The 13,086-nt window shown below is 52.2% G+C and carries 14 protein-coding genes and 1 tRNA gene; 7 read left to right on the top strand and 8 right to left on the bottom strand.

Annotation, left to right across the window (positions count from 1 at the left end; translation table 11 throughout):
* Window positions 1-7: 7 nt before the first annotated feature.
* From AC2T6E_RS17165 to AC2T6E_RS17155, 3 genes are all read right to left on the bottom strand, one after another.
* Window positions 8-967, bottom strand: coding sequence for a YbgA family protein (locus AC2T6E_RS17165; protein WP_174340337.1), 960 nt, complete (start codon window positions 965-967; stop codon window positions 8-10).
* A gap of 102 nt (window positions 968-1,069) precedes the next feature.
* Complete coding sequence (gene uraH / locus AC2T6E_RS17160) at window positions 1,070-1,480, bottom strand: hydroxyisourate hydrolase (RefSeq protein WP_174340338.1); 411 nt, start codon at window positions 1,478-1,480, stop codon at window positions 1,070-1,072.
* 99 nt (window positions 1,481-1,579) lie between these two features.
* The gene (locus AC2T6E_RS17155) at window positions 1,580-2,305 is read right to left on the bottom strand and encodes a MerR family transcriptional regulator (RefSeq protein ID WP_126815731.1); all 726 of its coding nucleotides are present in this window, start codon (window positions 2,303-2,305) and stop codon (window positions 1,580-1,582) included.
* A gap of 117 nt (window positions 2,306-2,422) precedes the next feature.
* On the opposite strand from AC2T6E_RS17155, the gene AC2T6E_RS17150 reads away from it, so the two are divergent.
* The 3 genes from AC2T6E_RS17150 to AC2T6E_RS17140 all read left to right on the top strand — a co-directional run bounded on the left by AC2T6E_RS17150 (window position 2,423) and on the right by AC2T6E_RS17140 (window position 4,823).
* Window positions 2,423-2,947, top strand: coding sequence for a lipocalin family protein (locus tag AC2T6E_RS17150; protein ID WP_044069391.1), 525 nt, complete (start codon window positions 2,423-2,425; stop codon window positions 2,945-2,947).
* Window positions 2,948-3,025: 78 nt separating this feature from the next.
* The gene (locus AC2T6E_RS17145) at window positions 3,026-4,024 is read left to right on the top strand and encodes a class I SAM-dependent methyltransferase (protein WP_486692601.1); all 999 of its coding nucleotides are present in this window, start codon (window positions 3,026-3,028) and stop codon (window positions 4,022-4,024) included.
* 355 nt (window positions 4,025-4,379) lie between these two features.
* Entirely contained in the window at window positions 4,380-4,823 is a 444-nt protein-coding gene (locus AC2T6E_RS17140; RefSeq protein ID WP_486692599.1) for an acetyltransferase, read from the top strand.
* 32 nt (window positions 4,824-4,855) lie between these two features.
* Here the strand turns inward: AC2T6E_RS17140 and AC2T6E_RS17135 are convergent, their stop codons facing one another.
* The 4 genes from AC2T6E_RS17135 to AC2T6E_RS17120 all read right to left on the bottom strand — a co-directional run bounded on the left by AC2T6E_RS17135 (window position 4,856) and on the right by AC2T6E_RS17120 (window position 6,973).
* Window positions 4,856-5,443 (bottom strand): hypothetical protein, encoded by a 588-nt coding sequence (locus tag AC2T6E_RS17135; RefSeq protein WP_460212865.1) that lies wholly within the window; start codon window positions 5,441-5,443, stop codon window positions 4,856-4,858.
* Complete coding sequence (locus tag AC2T6E_RS17130) at window positions 5,440-5,805, bottom strand: tlde1 domain-containing protein (RefSeq protein WP_072051083.1); 366 nt, start codon at window positions 5,803-5,805, stop codon at window positions 5,440-5,442. The genes AC2T6E_RS17135 and AC2T6E_RS17130 overlap by 4 nt, the downstream gene beginning before the upstream one ends.
* A 9-nt stretch (window positions 5,806-5,814) precedes the next feature.
* Window positions 5,815-6,300: an Hcp family type VI secretion system effector gene (locus AC2T6E_RS17125; protein ID WP_486692597.1), complete on the bottom strand. Its 486-nt coding sequence runs from the start codon at window positions 6,298-6,300 to the stop codon at window positions 5,815-5,817.
* A gap of 376 nt (window positions 6,301-6,676) precedes the next feature.
* On the bottom strand, window positions 6,677-6,973 hold the full coding sequence (locus AC2T6E_RS17120) for a SymE family type I addiction module toxin (protein ID WP_486692595.1): 297 nt from the start codon (window positions 6,971-6,973) through the stop codon (window positions 6,677-6,679).
* Window positions 6,974-7,109: 136 nt separating this feature from the next.
* On the opposite strand from AC2T6E_RS17120, the gene AC2T6E_RS17115 reads away from it, so the two are divergent.
* Complete coding sequence (locus AC2T6E_RS17115; protein ID WP_333079876.1) at window positions 7,110-7,301, top strand: toxin-antitoxin system HicB family antitoxin; 192 nt, start codon at window positions 7,110-7,112, stop codon at window positions 7,299-7,301.
* A 40-nt stretch (window positions 7,302-7,341) separates the two neighbouring features.
* The gene (locus tag AC2T6E_RS17110) at window positions 7,342-8,907 is read left to right on the top strand and encodes an SIR2 family protein (protein WP_486692592.1); all 1,566 of its coding nucleotides are present in this window, start codon (window positions 7,342-7,344) and stop codon (window positions 8,905-8,907) included.
* A gap of 11 nt (window positions 8,908-8,918) precedes the next feature.
* Here AC2T6E_RS17110 and AC2T6E_RS17105 read toward each other — a convergent pair.
* Window positions 8,919-9,013: transfer RNA gene (locus tag AC2T6E_RS17105), tRNA-Sec, on the bottom strand.
* Between the two features lie 289 nt (window positions 9,014-9,302).
* On the opposite strand from AC2T6E_RS17105, the gene AC2T6E_RS17100 reads away from it, so the two are divergent.
* Complete coding sequence (locus AC2T6E_RS17100) at window positions 9,303-10,694, top strand: glycoside-pentoside-hexuronide family transporter (protein WP_059310318.1); 1,392 nt, start codon at window positions 9,303-9,305, stop codon at window positions 10,692-10,694.
* A 12-nt stretch (window positions 10,695-10,706) separates the two neighbouring features.
* A complete protein-coding gene (yicI, locus tag AC2T6E_RS17095) occupies window positions 10,707-13,025 on the top strand; it encodes an alpha-xylosidase (protein ID WP_486692589.1) in 2,319 nt (772 codons plus the stop codon).
* Window positions 13,026-13,086 lie beyond the last annotated feature (61 nt).

The following is a 13,086-nucleotide window of genomic DNA, read 5'->3' as shown; positions in this document are numbered from 1 at the left end:
TTTATCGTCAGGTTACTGCCAGACGCAGACCCAAATCATCAGGATAGGGATCAAAGTAGTTTTGCGTCATCAGATACCGGTCAGGGTATTCGGCCATGTAGTGTTTCAGCAGCGTCAACGGCGCGAGGATGGGTAGCAGCCCGTCGCGATAGTGCAGGATCACATCGCGCAGCTCGACGCGCTGGCGGCTGTTCAGCTGGTTACGGAAATAGCCCTGGATATGCATTAGCACGTTGGTGTGGTTTTTCCGTGAGGCGGGCTTTTTCAGGATCGTCATCAGCTTTTCGCGGTACGCCACGAAGAAGGCGTCCAGATCTTCCCATTCATGCAGCGACGCAACGAACGGGCCGATCTCGCGGTAGCCCGCCTGATGATGCGCCAGCAGCTGCAATTTATAGCGGCTGTGGAAATCCAGCAGCGCGCGGCGCGTCAGGCCTTTAGCGCGCAGCGTGTTCAGCTCGTGCAGGGCAAATACCCGCTCGATAAAGTTTTCCCGCAGCACCGGGTCGTGCAGCCGACCGTCTTCCTCCACGGGCAGCCACGGGTAGGTTTCAAGCAGGGCGGCGGTGAACAGCCCGACACCCTCCTTGCGGCCCCGGTTGCCGTTTTCATCATACAACCGCACGCGTTCCATGCCGCAGCTTGGCGATTTCGCGCAGACGATAAATCCCGACAGATCGCCGATTTTTGGCAGATAGTCCGCCGTAAAGTCGGCCATTTTCTGCGTAATATCATCATGGGGCGGCTTGCTGAAGCGGAGCTGCGTTTCGCCGCTGTCCGTCAGCGTCAGGCGTATGGCCGGGCGTGGCGTCGGCAGGCCAATCGCCATTTCCGGGCAGACGGGCCTGAAACTCACCCACTGGGCCAGTTCATCCATGACAAAGCCCATACGCTTGTGTCCGCCGTCGAAGCGAACGGCAGACCCGGTCAAACATCCGCTAATACCGAGCACAGGTTTTGTTGACATGGTGTGGTCCTCCCGTTCTTCTCTTTAAAACTTACACAACATGACTAATTTGTCCAAGTATTAGCGGAATTATTTTTTATTTCCCTTTAAAATCAATGTTGATTAACTGCCCTTGTAAGTTGAATAACCGTACTGGCTCAGCAGGAGAGGGATGTGCAGCTTTTCGTTGGTGCGGGTTACGGTGAACAGCACCGGGATTTCCGGGAAGAAGGTGTCCAGCTTCTTCCCGTGGAAGTAATCTGCGGTTTTAAAGGTCACTTTATAGACGCCGGGCTGCATATCCTGATCCTGCGGATAAAGCGATTTGATGCGGCCGTCATGGTCAGTTTTGCCGCTGGCAATTGGGGTCCATTTGTCCTGCTGCTGTTTTTCCAGCGTGACGGTAACGTCCGATGGCGGCATCCCGGTTTGCTGGTCAAGAATGTGTACGCTCAGCGTGCCGGCAGGAGCACTAAAGGCGGCAGGGGCAAAGGCCAGGGTGGTCAGCATCAGCAGAGAGGCAGTTTTTTTCATTGTGTTTTCCTGTGGGGTTGTCGGTCACAGGAAAACGTTAGCATTTGTGGCGCGGGAAAATATTCAACTTTTCGTGAAGATTCCCGCAGGAGAAAATGATTAGAGGATAATCACTTCAAGCGATACCTGCTGCTGCCACTGCTCGATCTGCTTTTTGCGCGCGGCGGTGAGTTTACCGCGCGTGACCAGAAGCCAGTGGCGGTCCGGGAAAATCTCCGGGGCCAGCGTGGCGGGCGGCGCGGGTAAAATATCGATACGGTGGCCTTGCCCGGTGCGGGTTAAGGCTTCGAGCCAGACTTCGCACGGGTCATTCAGGTACCACCCGCTGAGCAGGATGTTGTCGCCTGGCGCTTTTTTATCGCCTTCCAGGCAAAACGAGGTGTAGGCGATGATGATGCCGTCGAGGATCTCCCGCAGGGTCATGGCGGCGGCGACGTTTGCCGACACCTGACTGCGCAGCGGACGCAGCACGTTCGCGACCAGTTCTGGTCTTGGGTACTCGCGTCCTGCGTCGTAAATCATCTGGCGCAGGGACTCGATTTTGCCGTCCTGCAGGCGCTGTAACATGGTCTGCTGCAGCGTGAGCCAGTTGTTGGTCAGGCGCGACGTAGGGCGCTCCAGCAGCGGTTTGACCTGGCCAATCGGGACGCCTTTTTTTACCCAGTCGAGGATTTTTAGCGCCTGCTGGACGTCCTCATCGCTGTACTGGCGGTGGCCGCCCTCCGTGCGCTGAGGCTTGAGTAAGCCGTAGCGCCGCTGCCAGGCCCGCAGCGTGGTGGCGGTGATCCCGCTGAGTCTGGCGAATTCGCCGATGGAGTAAGCCATGTCCGTGTCCAGAGTTGAGGAATACTCTCAATATACTACGAATTTTCGCGGACGGGATGAAGCGCCGCCGCGGTGCACTACACTTAATTTCCAACCGTGCAAATGAAAGGAATTCTCATGAAGCTATGGCCTGTTGTGACCGGTGTTGCCATTGCCCTGACGCTGGTAGCCTGTAAATCCCCCACCCCACCGAAGGGCGTGCAGCCCATTTCCGGTTTTGACGCCAGCCGCTATCTTGGCAAATGGTACGAAGTCGCTCGCCTGGAAAACCGCTTTGAACGCGGTCTGGAGCAGGTGACCGCCACCTACGGCAAGCGCAGCGACGGCGGCATCAGCGTGCTTAACCGCGGCTACGACCCGGTGAAGAACAAGTGGAATGAGAGCGAGGGTAAAGCCTACTTTACCGGCGAACCGACCACGGCCGCGCTGAAGGTGTCCTTCTTCGGCCCGTTCTACGGCGGGTATAACGTGATCAAACTGGACGATAAGTACCAGTACGCGCTGGTCAGCGGCCCGAACCGCGATTACCTGTGGATCCTGTCGCGCACGCCAACCATACCGGATGCGGTGAAACAGGATTATCTGAACACCGCGCGCGGTCTGGGCTTCCAGGTTGACCAACTGGTGTGGGTGAAGCAGTGAAGATCGTGCTTTCTTCGTAGGGTATTACTGGCTCGCCTGGATAGACTTCCGTTAAAAGCCTAACGGAGGAAAGACGACATGAACTGGCAGCCTTTTCGCGGCGATGCACCGGAAAATATGACGATTTTCAGTGCGTCCTTTCCCGACGTCAGCGATCGGTGGCCGATGAAAGGCGATACCGTCCGGGAGATAAATGCCATCGATCGGGGACTGAAAGCCGATCCGGCGCTCCGCCCTCCTTTTGTTGAATGGGAAGAGGGCGGCCAGGCGGTGCTAGTCCCGCAGAACCGCTATTCCGAACAAGCCTTTCGCAACCGTCCGGCACTCACCGCGTGGCGAACCCGGCTGGTTCCCTCTGCGCTGGCACTTTTTGTGGTGCAAAACCCGCTGGAAGAGCGTCTCCCTGAAGGGACGAAAATGGACAGTGACAGTCGCCAGTGGTTTATCCACGCCAATGATGCCATCGGCGTGCGCTCCCGCGCCCGCGTGCTGGCCGCGCTGGTGGAGAAATACATTCACAACGACAGTGAAAATAACTGGGTCAGCCTGGCGAGCGGGGCCGCCATCCCGGTACTGGAAGCGCTCCGCAATGCCAAACTTGATGGTCAGCACGTGTATCTCACGCTGGTCGATAAAGATGCCGTCGCCCTGAGTTGGGCCGAAACCATGGCGGCGCAGGAAGGGATTGTGGTGGGCGAACAGCTAACCCTCCTCAGACGTGACCTGCTCCATACGCTGGTGCGTAACGAGGACCTGCTGCTGGAGCTGGGCGAGCATCAGGCCGAACTGGTTGATGCGTTGGGGATTTTCGAATACTTCAACGATACCGATTCGGTGATTTTTCTACAGCGCGCGCTGCGGCTGGTCAAGCCCGGTGGGGCGGTGATTGTATCGAACATGCTGACCAGCAGCCCGCAAATTGACTTTGTGCTGCGGGGGATCGGCTGGGAGGATATTTACCCGAGGTCGTTACAGCAGCTGCAGGATATTCACCTCGCGGCGGGCGTGCCGGTGGAAAACGTCACTGTGGTGGTGCCGAAGGACGGGGTGTACGCGGTGATGGAGATTAGGGTTTAGTGCGAGCTGTGTGGGGGGACAAACCGCACAATCGGTTCCCTCTCCCACCGGGAGAGGGCTAGGGTGAGGGGGAGCAGTCCACTACAATATTCACCGTTCCTCAGTTGTTCGGTTAAACCGAACAACTGCCATGAAAGATTGACTCGTTTCCTTGTTCTCATTCCCTGATGATGATTCTTGCTTGTCATGATCTATCTTCTGCCCAGTTTCCTGAACCAACTTCCGGGCCATTTCCCTGATACGCTCTCGGCTTTCAGGTGTACGAGAGTTTATAACTGCATTTAAGGTCTTCAGTTTATTGCCTCCATGCTTCTGGACACTTGATTTAATCGCCACGCTCTATAATGATCCCCCCATGAAAATAGAAACCGCACTCCCCACAAACTTCGAACGTCTGGTCGCGATCTGGGAATCCTCCGTCCGCGCCACCCACCACTTTTTACAGGAAAGCGATATTGCGGCGCTGCGCCCGCTATTGCTCAACGCCTATCTTCCTAATCTCAAGGTCGTGATTGCTCGCGATGACGCAGGCGTTATTCACGGCTTTTTAGGCGCGGATGAAAACCGCATTGAAATGCTGTTTGTTGACGACGCGAGCCGCGGGAAGGGCGTCGGGAAATTGCTGCTGAACCACGCCATCGCAGCGTTCGGTGCGAACGAGGTGGACGTGAATGAGCAGAACCCGCAGGGCGTTGGATTTTATCGCCATATGGGGTTTGAGCAGGTCGGACGCTCGGAACTGGACGGGCAGGGGAATCCGTTTCCGCTGCTGCATATGCGGTTGGGCGGGCAGGTTTAACACCCTCTCCCTCTGGAGAGGGAGTCTGCAAGCTAGTTACTGGTAATTTGCCCGATGATTACGCCACGCACTTTTTCGTCATCAAAGTAATAAGAGACCGTATTACTCTGGATGAATCCATTCTGTACTGGCGTCTCCTGATACAAAAGCATCGCTTTCTTTTTGGCTATCTCTTTCTCGCCGAACAATGCGACTAAATTCCCATGTGTCGCATTTAATAATGGAACATTAGCGACTGAGACGCTGACAGGTTCCGTTGTTTTAGCACACTCGTGATGGATGCCATCCCTGGCTATTACTAGCGCAGTTAACAATCCTGCACCCATCTCGTTATCAGAAATGAACCAGTAATTCGTATCCTCGTCGTCATGAAGGCAGACCCAGCGTGCGGAACTGTCTTTGTTGACTGGTGTGCTGGAGATGTCTGACAGATGAGTAACCTCCATTCGTACGGCTTGCTTGCCTATAGCGATGGTCGGTGAAAGGGGCATTGCTGTAGAAATTTCCGTCAGCGAGCCGTCTTCATCGTAATACTGGGCCGCGAAACCGGTCATTTCAGTTGCTAAGACGTGCGAACTGACTGCAACGAGTAATGGCAATAAACAAAATAAACGCTTCATTTGACAATCAATACCGTATCGTTGCTTTTCCAGATACTCCTTCTGGCACTCAGAGGAGCAATGATGCAGCCCTCTGAAGAGTCGTCAGGGTGCAAACTGCTTTTACCATGTATTTTAAATGAGTCCCTACCACACATATCATTTGTCGAGTAGGGCGTGAGGCTGAGAGTATATTTCCCAGTGTGGGCTGAGTTATGAGGGGACCCAATAGTGTAGGTACCTCGTGGCAGCGGTCCGCTGTTTTTTACACATTCTTGTGACGGATCGTTTTTGTAACCACTTGCACCTGCATAATCTGCATCAAATTGGTAGACACCATCCAGATAAAATTTATGCTCTTTTACATCATATTCCCAGGACATACTTTCTCCTTAAGCGCGTTCATTCCATGTGTCAGTATGAATGATGTTCCCATCAATATAGTGCCATGTTATTTTTTCATATGTCAGATCTACATATTCATGGTGTGTATAGCGTTCATTTTGTGGGTGTTTAATATCAAACATGATAGGTTCAATTTGGACTACTCTTGCATTTTCTAAAATAGTCTTAAAGTAAGCCCCCTCTAGCCCGTTATAGTTGATTCTGTAAAATATAAACTCTGCCTTTTTTAGCGTTTGTCCGGTGCTCAAGGCTTTGTATAGATATGAGGATGAGGAATCAATCTCTTTCATGAATGCATAGGTACTACAAATGCGTTTTGCTGTGATTTTTCCAGAGAATTTATCTATAGGCTGTTCTATAGAATGCATAAATTCAATCACTTCTATTGAACCTTCCCGATCCTTTACATCGACAGATCCATAAATCCTCCGGCCTGAATCATCCTCAAGCCATAAGTAAACAGGTATAGCCATCTCAATCTCCTTTTATAGACTGAGGGAAACTACTCTCCATTATGGATTTACATTGTGACTTTCATTTCAAAATAGAAAAGAAAATAAAATATGGAAGTGGGACTTAAAATTGCTCTTTGCGATGTATTGGTTTCTCAGATGGATTTTTAAAAATCATAACGTTGAATTATGATTTCGTTGCCATCGTAAGATAAATGCTAAGTTAAAATAGCATCAGGTATTGAAATGATGAATGTCATCAAATATTGAACTTGTAAGTTAGCATTACATGTTGGGTTCGATTGCTTTTTAGATGTTATGGAAGAAATTTGGCATTCCATAATGTGTTTTATGTTGGCTGCATGCCCAGCAGCCAACTTGATAACAGCGGGAACGGTTATGATAAATGCAGGCTCGCCAGCGTGCTCTCGATCTGGCATAACTTTGCTTTAGTGCGTTTGTAATCGTCCAGAATCCTTTGCTCCTGCTCGTTATACGCCACCAGAACGATGCACCCTTTCATCACCTTTACCGTAACCTGCTGTCCGGTATCAAAACCCGCCGCGCGCAGCCATTTGCCGGAAAGGATGATTTTCGGCGTGGATTTGTCGAAAACATTCGGGCGGTATCCCACAATTAACGAACGCTCGGTTCCGGATTGGTCGGTGTCTGGGGTAGAATGCGAGTCAGCCATAATCAACTCCTTGATAGTTGGTGAGGTTAGCTCTCGTCCGGTATTGCGAGTACCTGGCGGGGGCGTTTCAATTTGAGGTTTTCGTATGTTAAGGTACGTACCTCAGCGAAGATATCTTGCTCTCGTAGGTACGTACATGTCAACAGCTAAACGCGACCCTAACAAATCTAAATCCGGAAAAGCACCAACTTTTCAGATTCGTATTACGCCGGAGTTGAAGGCGCAATTTGAGGAAGCTGCGAAGTCTGAAGGGATGAGTTTGGGAAATTGGTTGAAAACTTTAGGTCGTGATGAGCTGACACGCAAAGGCATAATCCCTGTAAAATAATGCCTATTTCAATAACCTAATAATTTATTTGGATTATGAAATGAATAATCTAGAGCTTAAGACACAATTAACAGCAATTTTTAAGTCGCGTAATGCAGGTCCGTTTTTATTTATAGGATCAGGTTTTTCTAGAAGATATCTAGGATTATGTGATTGGAAGTCCCTTCTAGAAAAATATTGCATTTTTGGTAAACCGTTCGAGTTTTATTTGGCTACTGGTGACTCTACTTATCCAACTGCTGCAAGGCTTATTGCAGAAGACTTTAATCAAGAATGGTGGCAGGATGCTCGTTTTGCAAGTAGTAGGGAAAAGTACCATAAGAAGGTAGTTGATAAAACATCCGCACTGCGTTTTGAAATTTGTGAATTTTTAACAAATGCACTCGATGTTTCTCTTGCTGAAAGTAATTATTACAATGAAATAAAATTGCTTTCAAATTTAAATGTTGATGGGATAATTACGACAAACTGGGACTGTTTCTTGGAACAGCTATTTCCAGATTACAAAGTTTATACAGGCCAAAATGAGTTGTTATTCTCAAATCCTCAGTCAATAGCTGAAATTTATAAAATACACGGAAGCGCCCATAAGCCAAAGTCACTAATTATGACCGATACGGATTATCATGAGTTTAATTTGAAAAACCCGTATCTTGCAGCGAAGTTAATAACTATTTTTGTTGAACACCCTGTGGTTTTTATAGGTTATTCACTGTCGGATAAAAACATTACGTCCTTGCTAAGCGCTATATCAACATGTATTGGTCCACAAAATGTCGAACAATTTCAGCATAATCTAATTTTTGTTGAAAGAGATGAGGGCTTAACCGACTGCTCCATATCAAACACTTACACATCAATTGATGGCGTTCAAATCCCAATAACCTTAATAAGGACGGATGACTTTATTCCGATATTTGAATCAATTGATGAAAATAAAAGAAAAATTCCAGCACGAATTTTAAGGTATTGTAAGGAGCAGCTTTACAATTTAGTTCAATCTAATGAGCCTGAAAAAAAGATTTGTGTTGTAGATATAGATGAAGTAGAAAAACATGCTGATGTTGAATTCATAGTCGGTGTGGGAGTTGCCGAAGCAAAGAGAAAAGAAATTGAAGTTGGGAACTGTGGTTATACTCAAATAAGCAGCATAGACTTATTTGATGACTTACTGCATGATAATAAAAGCTATGATCCAAATGGTATAATTGGAAGTGTAATTCCATCAGCGGGTAGATATAGTCAAAATATTGTAGTGTTTAAATATCTTTCCAGTATTGGTATCAAAAATCAGAAAGAGTATATAGATTCTGGCTTACCGTTAGATAAATGGGTGAATCGGACAGCTATTAACTATCAGTCTTCAAATTATTTGAGAACTTTTGTTAAGAAATTTAAGGATAAAGATACTTCATATATTATTAATCATTCGACACCGGAGTCGGCCGCGATTTATCTTCCATTCCTTTGGGATAAATTAGAGTTGGCTGTAGCGAAGGATTTCCTCATTCAACATCAAGAAAAACTTAATAATGAAAACTCAAGCTATTCAAGTTATTTTAGGAAGTTAGCATGCTTATACGATAGGCTTACTCATGGTTGGTAGATGAGCATTTTTGGCGGAAGATCACAGGAGTCGAACCTGCCCGGGAACGCTGGCGTCCCCAACTGGATTTGAAGTCCAGCCACCTCACCGGAGATGACGATCTTCCGCGCCTCGATTGCTACATGGAGGCGGGGCGCATTATAGCTACTTTCAGACATTTACCACATACCCCACACCACTTTTTTCACCTCTCTTTTGACCTGTACCCCCCTGTTTCAGTTAATTCCTAAGAAAATCCTCATGTTAGCCCCTCGTGCTCTCAACATTTACCGCGATCACAAAAAACAAGAAACGTAATCTGCTAACCAGAAAACGCAATACCCGCCTTTGAAACAATGGTTTAAAACCAATGCAACCGGTCTCAGCGCCCCCAACAGCGTGAAGGATAAAAAAAGATGAGCGAAGTATTGTCAGTAAAAGAGAAGATTGGCTACGGCATGGGAGATGCCGCCAGCCACATCATTTTTGATAACGTCATGTTATACATGATGTTTTTCTACACCGATATTTTCGGCATTCCCGCCGGGTTTGTCGGCACCATGTTCCTGCTGGCGCGCGCGCTGGATGCGATCTCCGACCCGTGCATGGGTCTGATTGCTGATCGCACCCGCAGCCGCTGGGGCAAGTTCCGTCCATGGATTTTGTTTGGTGCCATCCCGTTCGGTATCGTCTGCGTACTGGCCTACACCACGCCGGACCTCAGCCTCAACGGCAAAATGGTTTACGCCGCCGTGACTTACACCCTGCTGACCCTGCTCTATACCGTGGTCAATATCCCCTACTGCGCGCTCGGTGGCGTGATCACCAACGACCCGACGCAGCGTATCTCCCTTCAGTCCTGGCGCTTCGTGCTGGCGACGGCGGGCGGCATGCTCTCCACGGTGCTGATGATGCCGCTGGTGAACCTCATTGGCGGCGACGATAAGGCGTTCGGCTTCCAGGGCGGGATCGCCGTGCTGTCGGTGGTCGCGTTCCTGATGCTGGCGTTCTGCTTCTTTACCACCAAAGAGCGCATCCAGGTGCCGCCGAGCACCACGTCCATGCGGGAAGACCTGCGCGACATCTGGCACAACGACCAGTGGCGCATCGTCGGCGTGCTGACCATCCTCAACATCCTCGCCGTCTGCGTGCGCGGCGGCGCGATGATGTACTACTGCACCTGGATCATGGGCTCGCCGGAGGTGTTCGTCGCGTTCCTCACCACCTACTGCGTCGGCAACCTGATCGGCTCCGCGCTGGCGAAACCGCTCACCGACTGGAAGTGCAAGGTCAGCATCTTCTGGTGGACCAACGCCGCGCTGGCGGTGGTCAGCGTGGCGATGTTCTTCGTCCCGATGCACGCCACCGTGCTGATGTTCGCCTTTATCTTCGTCATCGGCGTGCTGCACCAGCTGGTGACGCCGATCCAGTGGGTGATGATGTCCGATACCGTCGACTACGGCGAATGGACCAACGGCAAGCGCCTGACCGGCATCAGCTTTGCGGGCACGCTGTTCGTGCTGAAGCTCGGCCTGGCGCTGGGCGGGGCGATGATCGGCTGGATGCTGGCAGGTGGCGGCTACGACGCGGCAGCCAAAACCCAGAACAGCGCGACCATCAGCATCATTATCGGCCTGTTTACCCTGGCCCCGGCGGTCTGCTACGTGCTGAGCGCTATTATCGCCAAACGCTACTACACGCTAAAAACCCCCTTCCTGACCAAAATCCTGGGCGAGCTGGCGCAGGGCGCGCGCCGCAATCAGCAGGAGTTTGAAAACCTGCCGGTCAGCAAAGAACTACAGAACTAAGAGGACGAGAGTATGAAAATCAGTGATGGGAACTGGCTCATTCAACCGGGCCTGAACGTGACGTATCCGGTTCAGGTGTTCGACGTGGAGCAGCAGGGCAATGACCTGGTCGTGTTTGTGGCGCCGCGCGACGTGCGCGAACGCACCTGGCAGCTCGACACGTTGATGTTCACGGTGCGCCTGTTTGCCCCGCAGGAGGGAATTGTCGGGGTGCGCATCGAGCACTTCCAGGGCGCGCTGAATAACGGTCCGCACTATCCGCTGAACGTTCTGAAGGATGTAAAAGTTGAGATTGAAAACAACGCCGAATTTGCCGAGCTAAAAAGCGGCAGCGTTAGCGTGCGCGTTACCAAAGGCGAGTTCTGGGCGCTGGATTTCCTGCGCAACGGCCAGCGCATTACCGGCAGCCAGCTGAAAAACAACGGCTACGTGCAGGACAGCAACACCGACCGCAATTACGTGTTCGAACGTCTGGATCTGGGCGTGGGGGAAACGGTCTACGGCCTGGGCGAGCGCTTTACCGCGCTGGTGCGCAACGGCCAGACGGTCGAAACCTGGAACCGCGACGGCGGCACCAGCACCGAGCAGTCCTACAAAAACATCCCGTTCTACCTGACCAACCGCGGCTACGGCGTGCTGGTGAATCACCCGGAAAACGTCTCGTTTGAAGTCGGCTCCGAGAAGGTCTCCAAAGTGCAGTTCAGCGTGGAAGGAGAATATCTCGAGTACTTCGTGATCGACGGCCCGACGTCGAAAGAGGTGCTGAACCGCTATACACAGTTCACCGGGCGCCCGGCGCTGCCGCCTGCCTGGTCGTTCGGCCTGTGGCTGACCACCTCGTTCACCACCAACTACGACGAAGCGACGGTAAACAGCTTTATCGACGGCATGGCCGAGCGCGACCTGCCGCTGCACGTGTTCCACTTCGACTGCTTCTGGATGAAGGCCTTCCAGTGGTGCGATTTTGAGTGGGACCCGGTGACCTTCCCGGACCCGGAAGGGATGATCCGCCGCCTGAAAGAGAAAGGGCTGAAGGTCTGCGTGTGGATTAACCCGTACATCGGCCAGAAATCCCCGATCTTCCGGGAACTGAAAGAGAAGGGCTACCTGCTCAAGCGCCCGGACGGCTCCCTGTGGCAATGGGACAAATGGCAGCCGGGGCTGGCGATTTATGACTTCACCAACCCGGAAGCGTGCCAGTGGTATGCCGACAAGCTGAAAGGCCTGGTGGACATCGGCGTCGACTGCTTCAAGACCGACTTCGGCGAGCGTATCCCGACGGACGTGCAGTGGTTCGACGGGTCCGAACCGCAGAAGATGCACAACCACTACGCCTACATCTATAACGAGCTGGTGTGGAACGTGCTGAAAGAGACGGTGGGGGAAGAAGAGGCGGTGCTGTTTGCCCGCTCCGCGTCCGTGGGGGCGCAGCAGTTCCCGGTACACTGGGGCGGCGACTGCTACGCCAACTACGAATCGATGGCTGAAAGCCTGCGTGGGGGGCTGTCGATTGGCCTGTCCGGCTTCGGGTTCTGGAGCCACGATATCGGCGGATTCGAAAACACCGCCCCGGCGCACGTCTACAAACGCTGGTGCGCGTTCGGGCTGTTCTCCAGCCACAGCCGCCTTCACGGTAGCAAATCCTACCGCGTGCCGTGGGCGTACGATGACGAGTCCTGCGACGTGGTGCGCCACTTCACGCAGCTGAAGTGTCAGCTGATGCCGTATCTGTATCGTCAGGCGGCGCTGGCCCGCGAGTTCGGCACGCCGATGCTGCGGGCGATGATGCTGGAGTTCCCGGACGATCCGGCATGCGATTATCTCGACCGCCAGTACATGCTGGGGGATTCGGTGATGGTTGCGCCGGTGTTCTCCGAGGCGGGCGACGTGCAGTTCTACCTGCCGGAAGGTCGCTGGACGCACCTGTGGCACAACGACGAAATTCAGGGCAGCCGCTGGCATAAGCAGCAGCACGATTTCATGAGTCTGCCGGTCTACGTGCGCGATAACACGCTGTTGGCGCTGGGTAACAATAACCAGAAGCCGGACTACGCGTGGAACGCGGGGACGGCCTTCCAGCTGTTTAACCTGGACGACGGCGCAACGGCGGTGAGCGAAGTGCCCGCGGCGGACGGCTCCGTGGCGTTTACGCTGAAGGCGTCACGTCAGGGCGACATCGTGACCTTTACCGGCGAGGGAGACGCGCAAAACTGGTCAGTGTGCTTGCGCAATGTACAGAAGGTGAGCGGCGTGAAAGGTGGTACACATGCTGGCAGCGAGTGGGGTGTAGTGGTGAAAGCAGAGGGGGATGAGGTGGTGGTTCACCTCTGAGCTGTAAAAAATGCCCGGTGGCGCTTCGCTTACCGGGCCTACGATAATTGTGCGCTCTGAT

It is taken from the genome of Enterobacter sp. B79-1 (genome assembly GCF_057444735.1).
Note: the sequence above shows the minus strand (reverse complement) of the source record. Positions and strands in the feature narration are given on the sequence as shown.

Coding starts and splice junctions, on each gene's coding strand:
- AC2T6E_RS17110 (WP_486692592.1), top strand. CDS start 7,342: ATGAATAATCTAGAGCTTAAGACACAATTAACAGCAATTTTTAAGTCG.
- AC2T6E_RS17100 (WP_059310318.1), top strand. CDS start 9,303: ATGAGCGAAGTATTGTCAGTAAAAGAGAAGATTGGCTACGGCATGGGA.
- AC2T6E_RS17130 (WP_072051083.1), bottom strand. CDS start 5,805: ATGTCCTGGGAATATGATGTAAAAGAGCATAAATTTTATCTGGATGGT.
- AC2T6E_RS17115 (WP_333079876.1), top strand. CDS start 7,110: ATGTCAACAGCTAAACGCGACCCTAACAAATCTAAATCCGGAAAAGCA.
- AC2T6E_RS17145 (WP_486692601.1), top strand. CDS start 3,026: ATGAACTGGCAGCCTTTTCGCGGCGATGCACCGGAAAATATGACGATT.
- AC2T6E_RS17125 (WP_486692597.1), bottom strand. CDS start 6,300: ATGGCTATACCTGTTTACTTATGGCTTGAGGATGATTCAGGCCGGAGG.
- uraH (WP_174340338.1), bottom strand. CDS start 1,480: ATGAAAAAAACTGCCTCTCTGCTGATGCTGACCACCCTGGCCTTTGCC.
- AC2T6E_RS17120 (WP_486692595.1), bottom strand. CDS start 6,973: ATGGCTGACTCGCATTCTACCCCAGACACCGACCAATCCGGAACCGAG.
- AC2T6E_RS17155 (WP_126815731.1), bottom strand. CDS start 2,305: ATGGCTTACTCCATCGGCGAATTCGCCAGACTCAGCGGGATCACCGCC.
- AC2T6E_RS17135 (WP_460212865.1), bottom strand. CDS start 5,443: ATGAAGCGTTTATTTTGTTTATTGCCATTACTCGTTGCAGTCAGTTCG.
- yicI (WP_486692589.1), top strand. CDS start 10,707: ATGAAAATCAGTGATGGGAACTGGCTCATTCAACCGGGCCTGAACGTG.
- AC2T6E_RS17150 (WP_044069391.1), top strand. CDS start 2,423: ATGAAGCTATGGCCTGTTGTGACCGGTGTTGCCATTGCCCTGACGCTG.
- AC2T6E_RS17165 (WP_174340337.1), bottom strand. CDS start 967: ATGTCAACAAAACCTGTGCTCGGTATTAGCGGATGTTTGACCGGGTCT.
- AC2T6E_RS17140 (WP_486692599.1), top strand. CDS start 4,380: ATGAAAATAGAAACCGCACTCCCCACAAACTTCGAACGTCTGGTCGCG.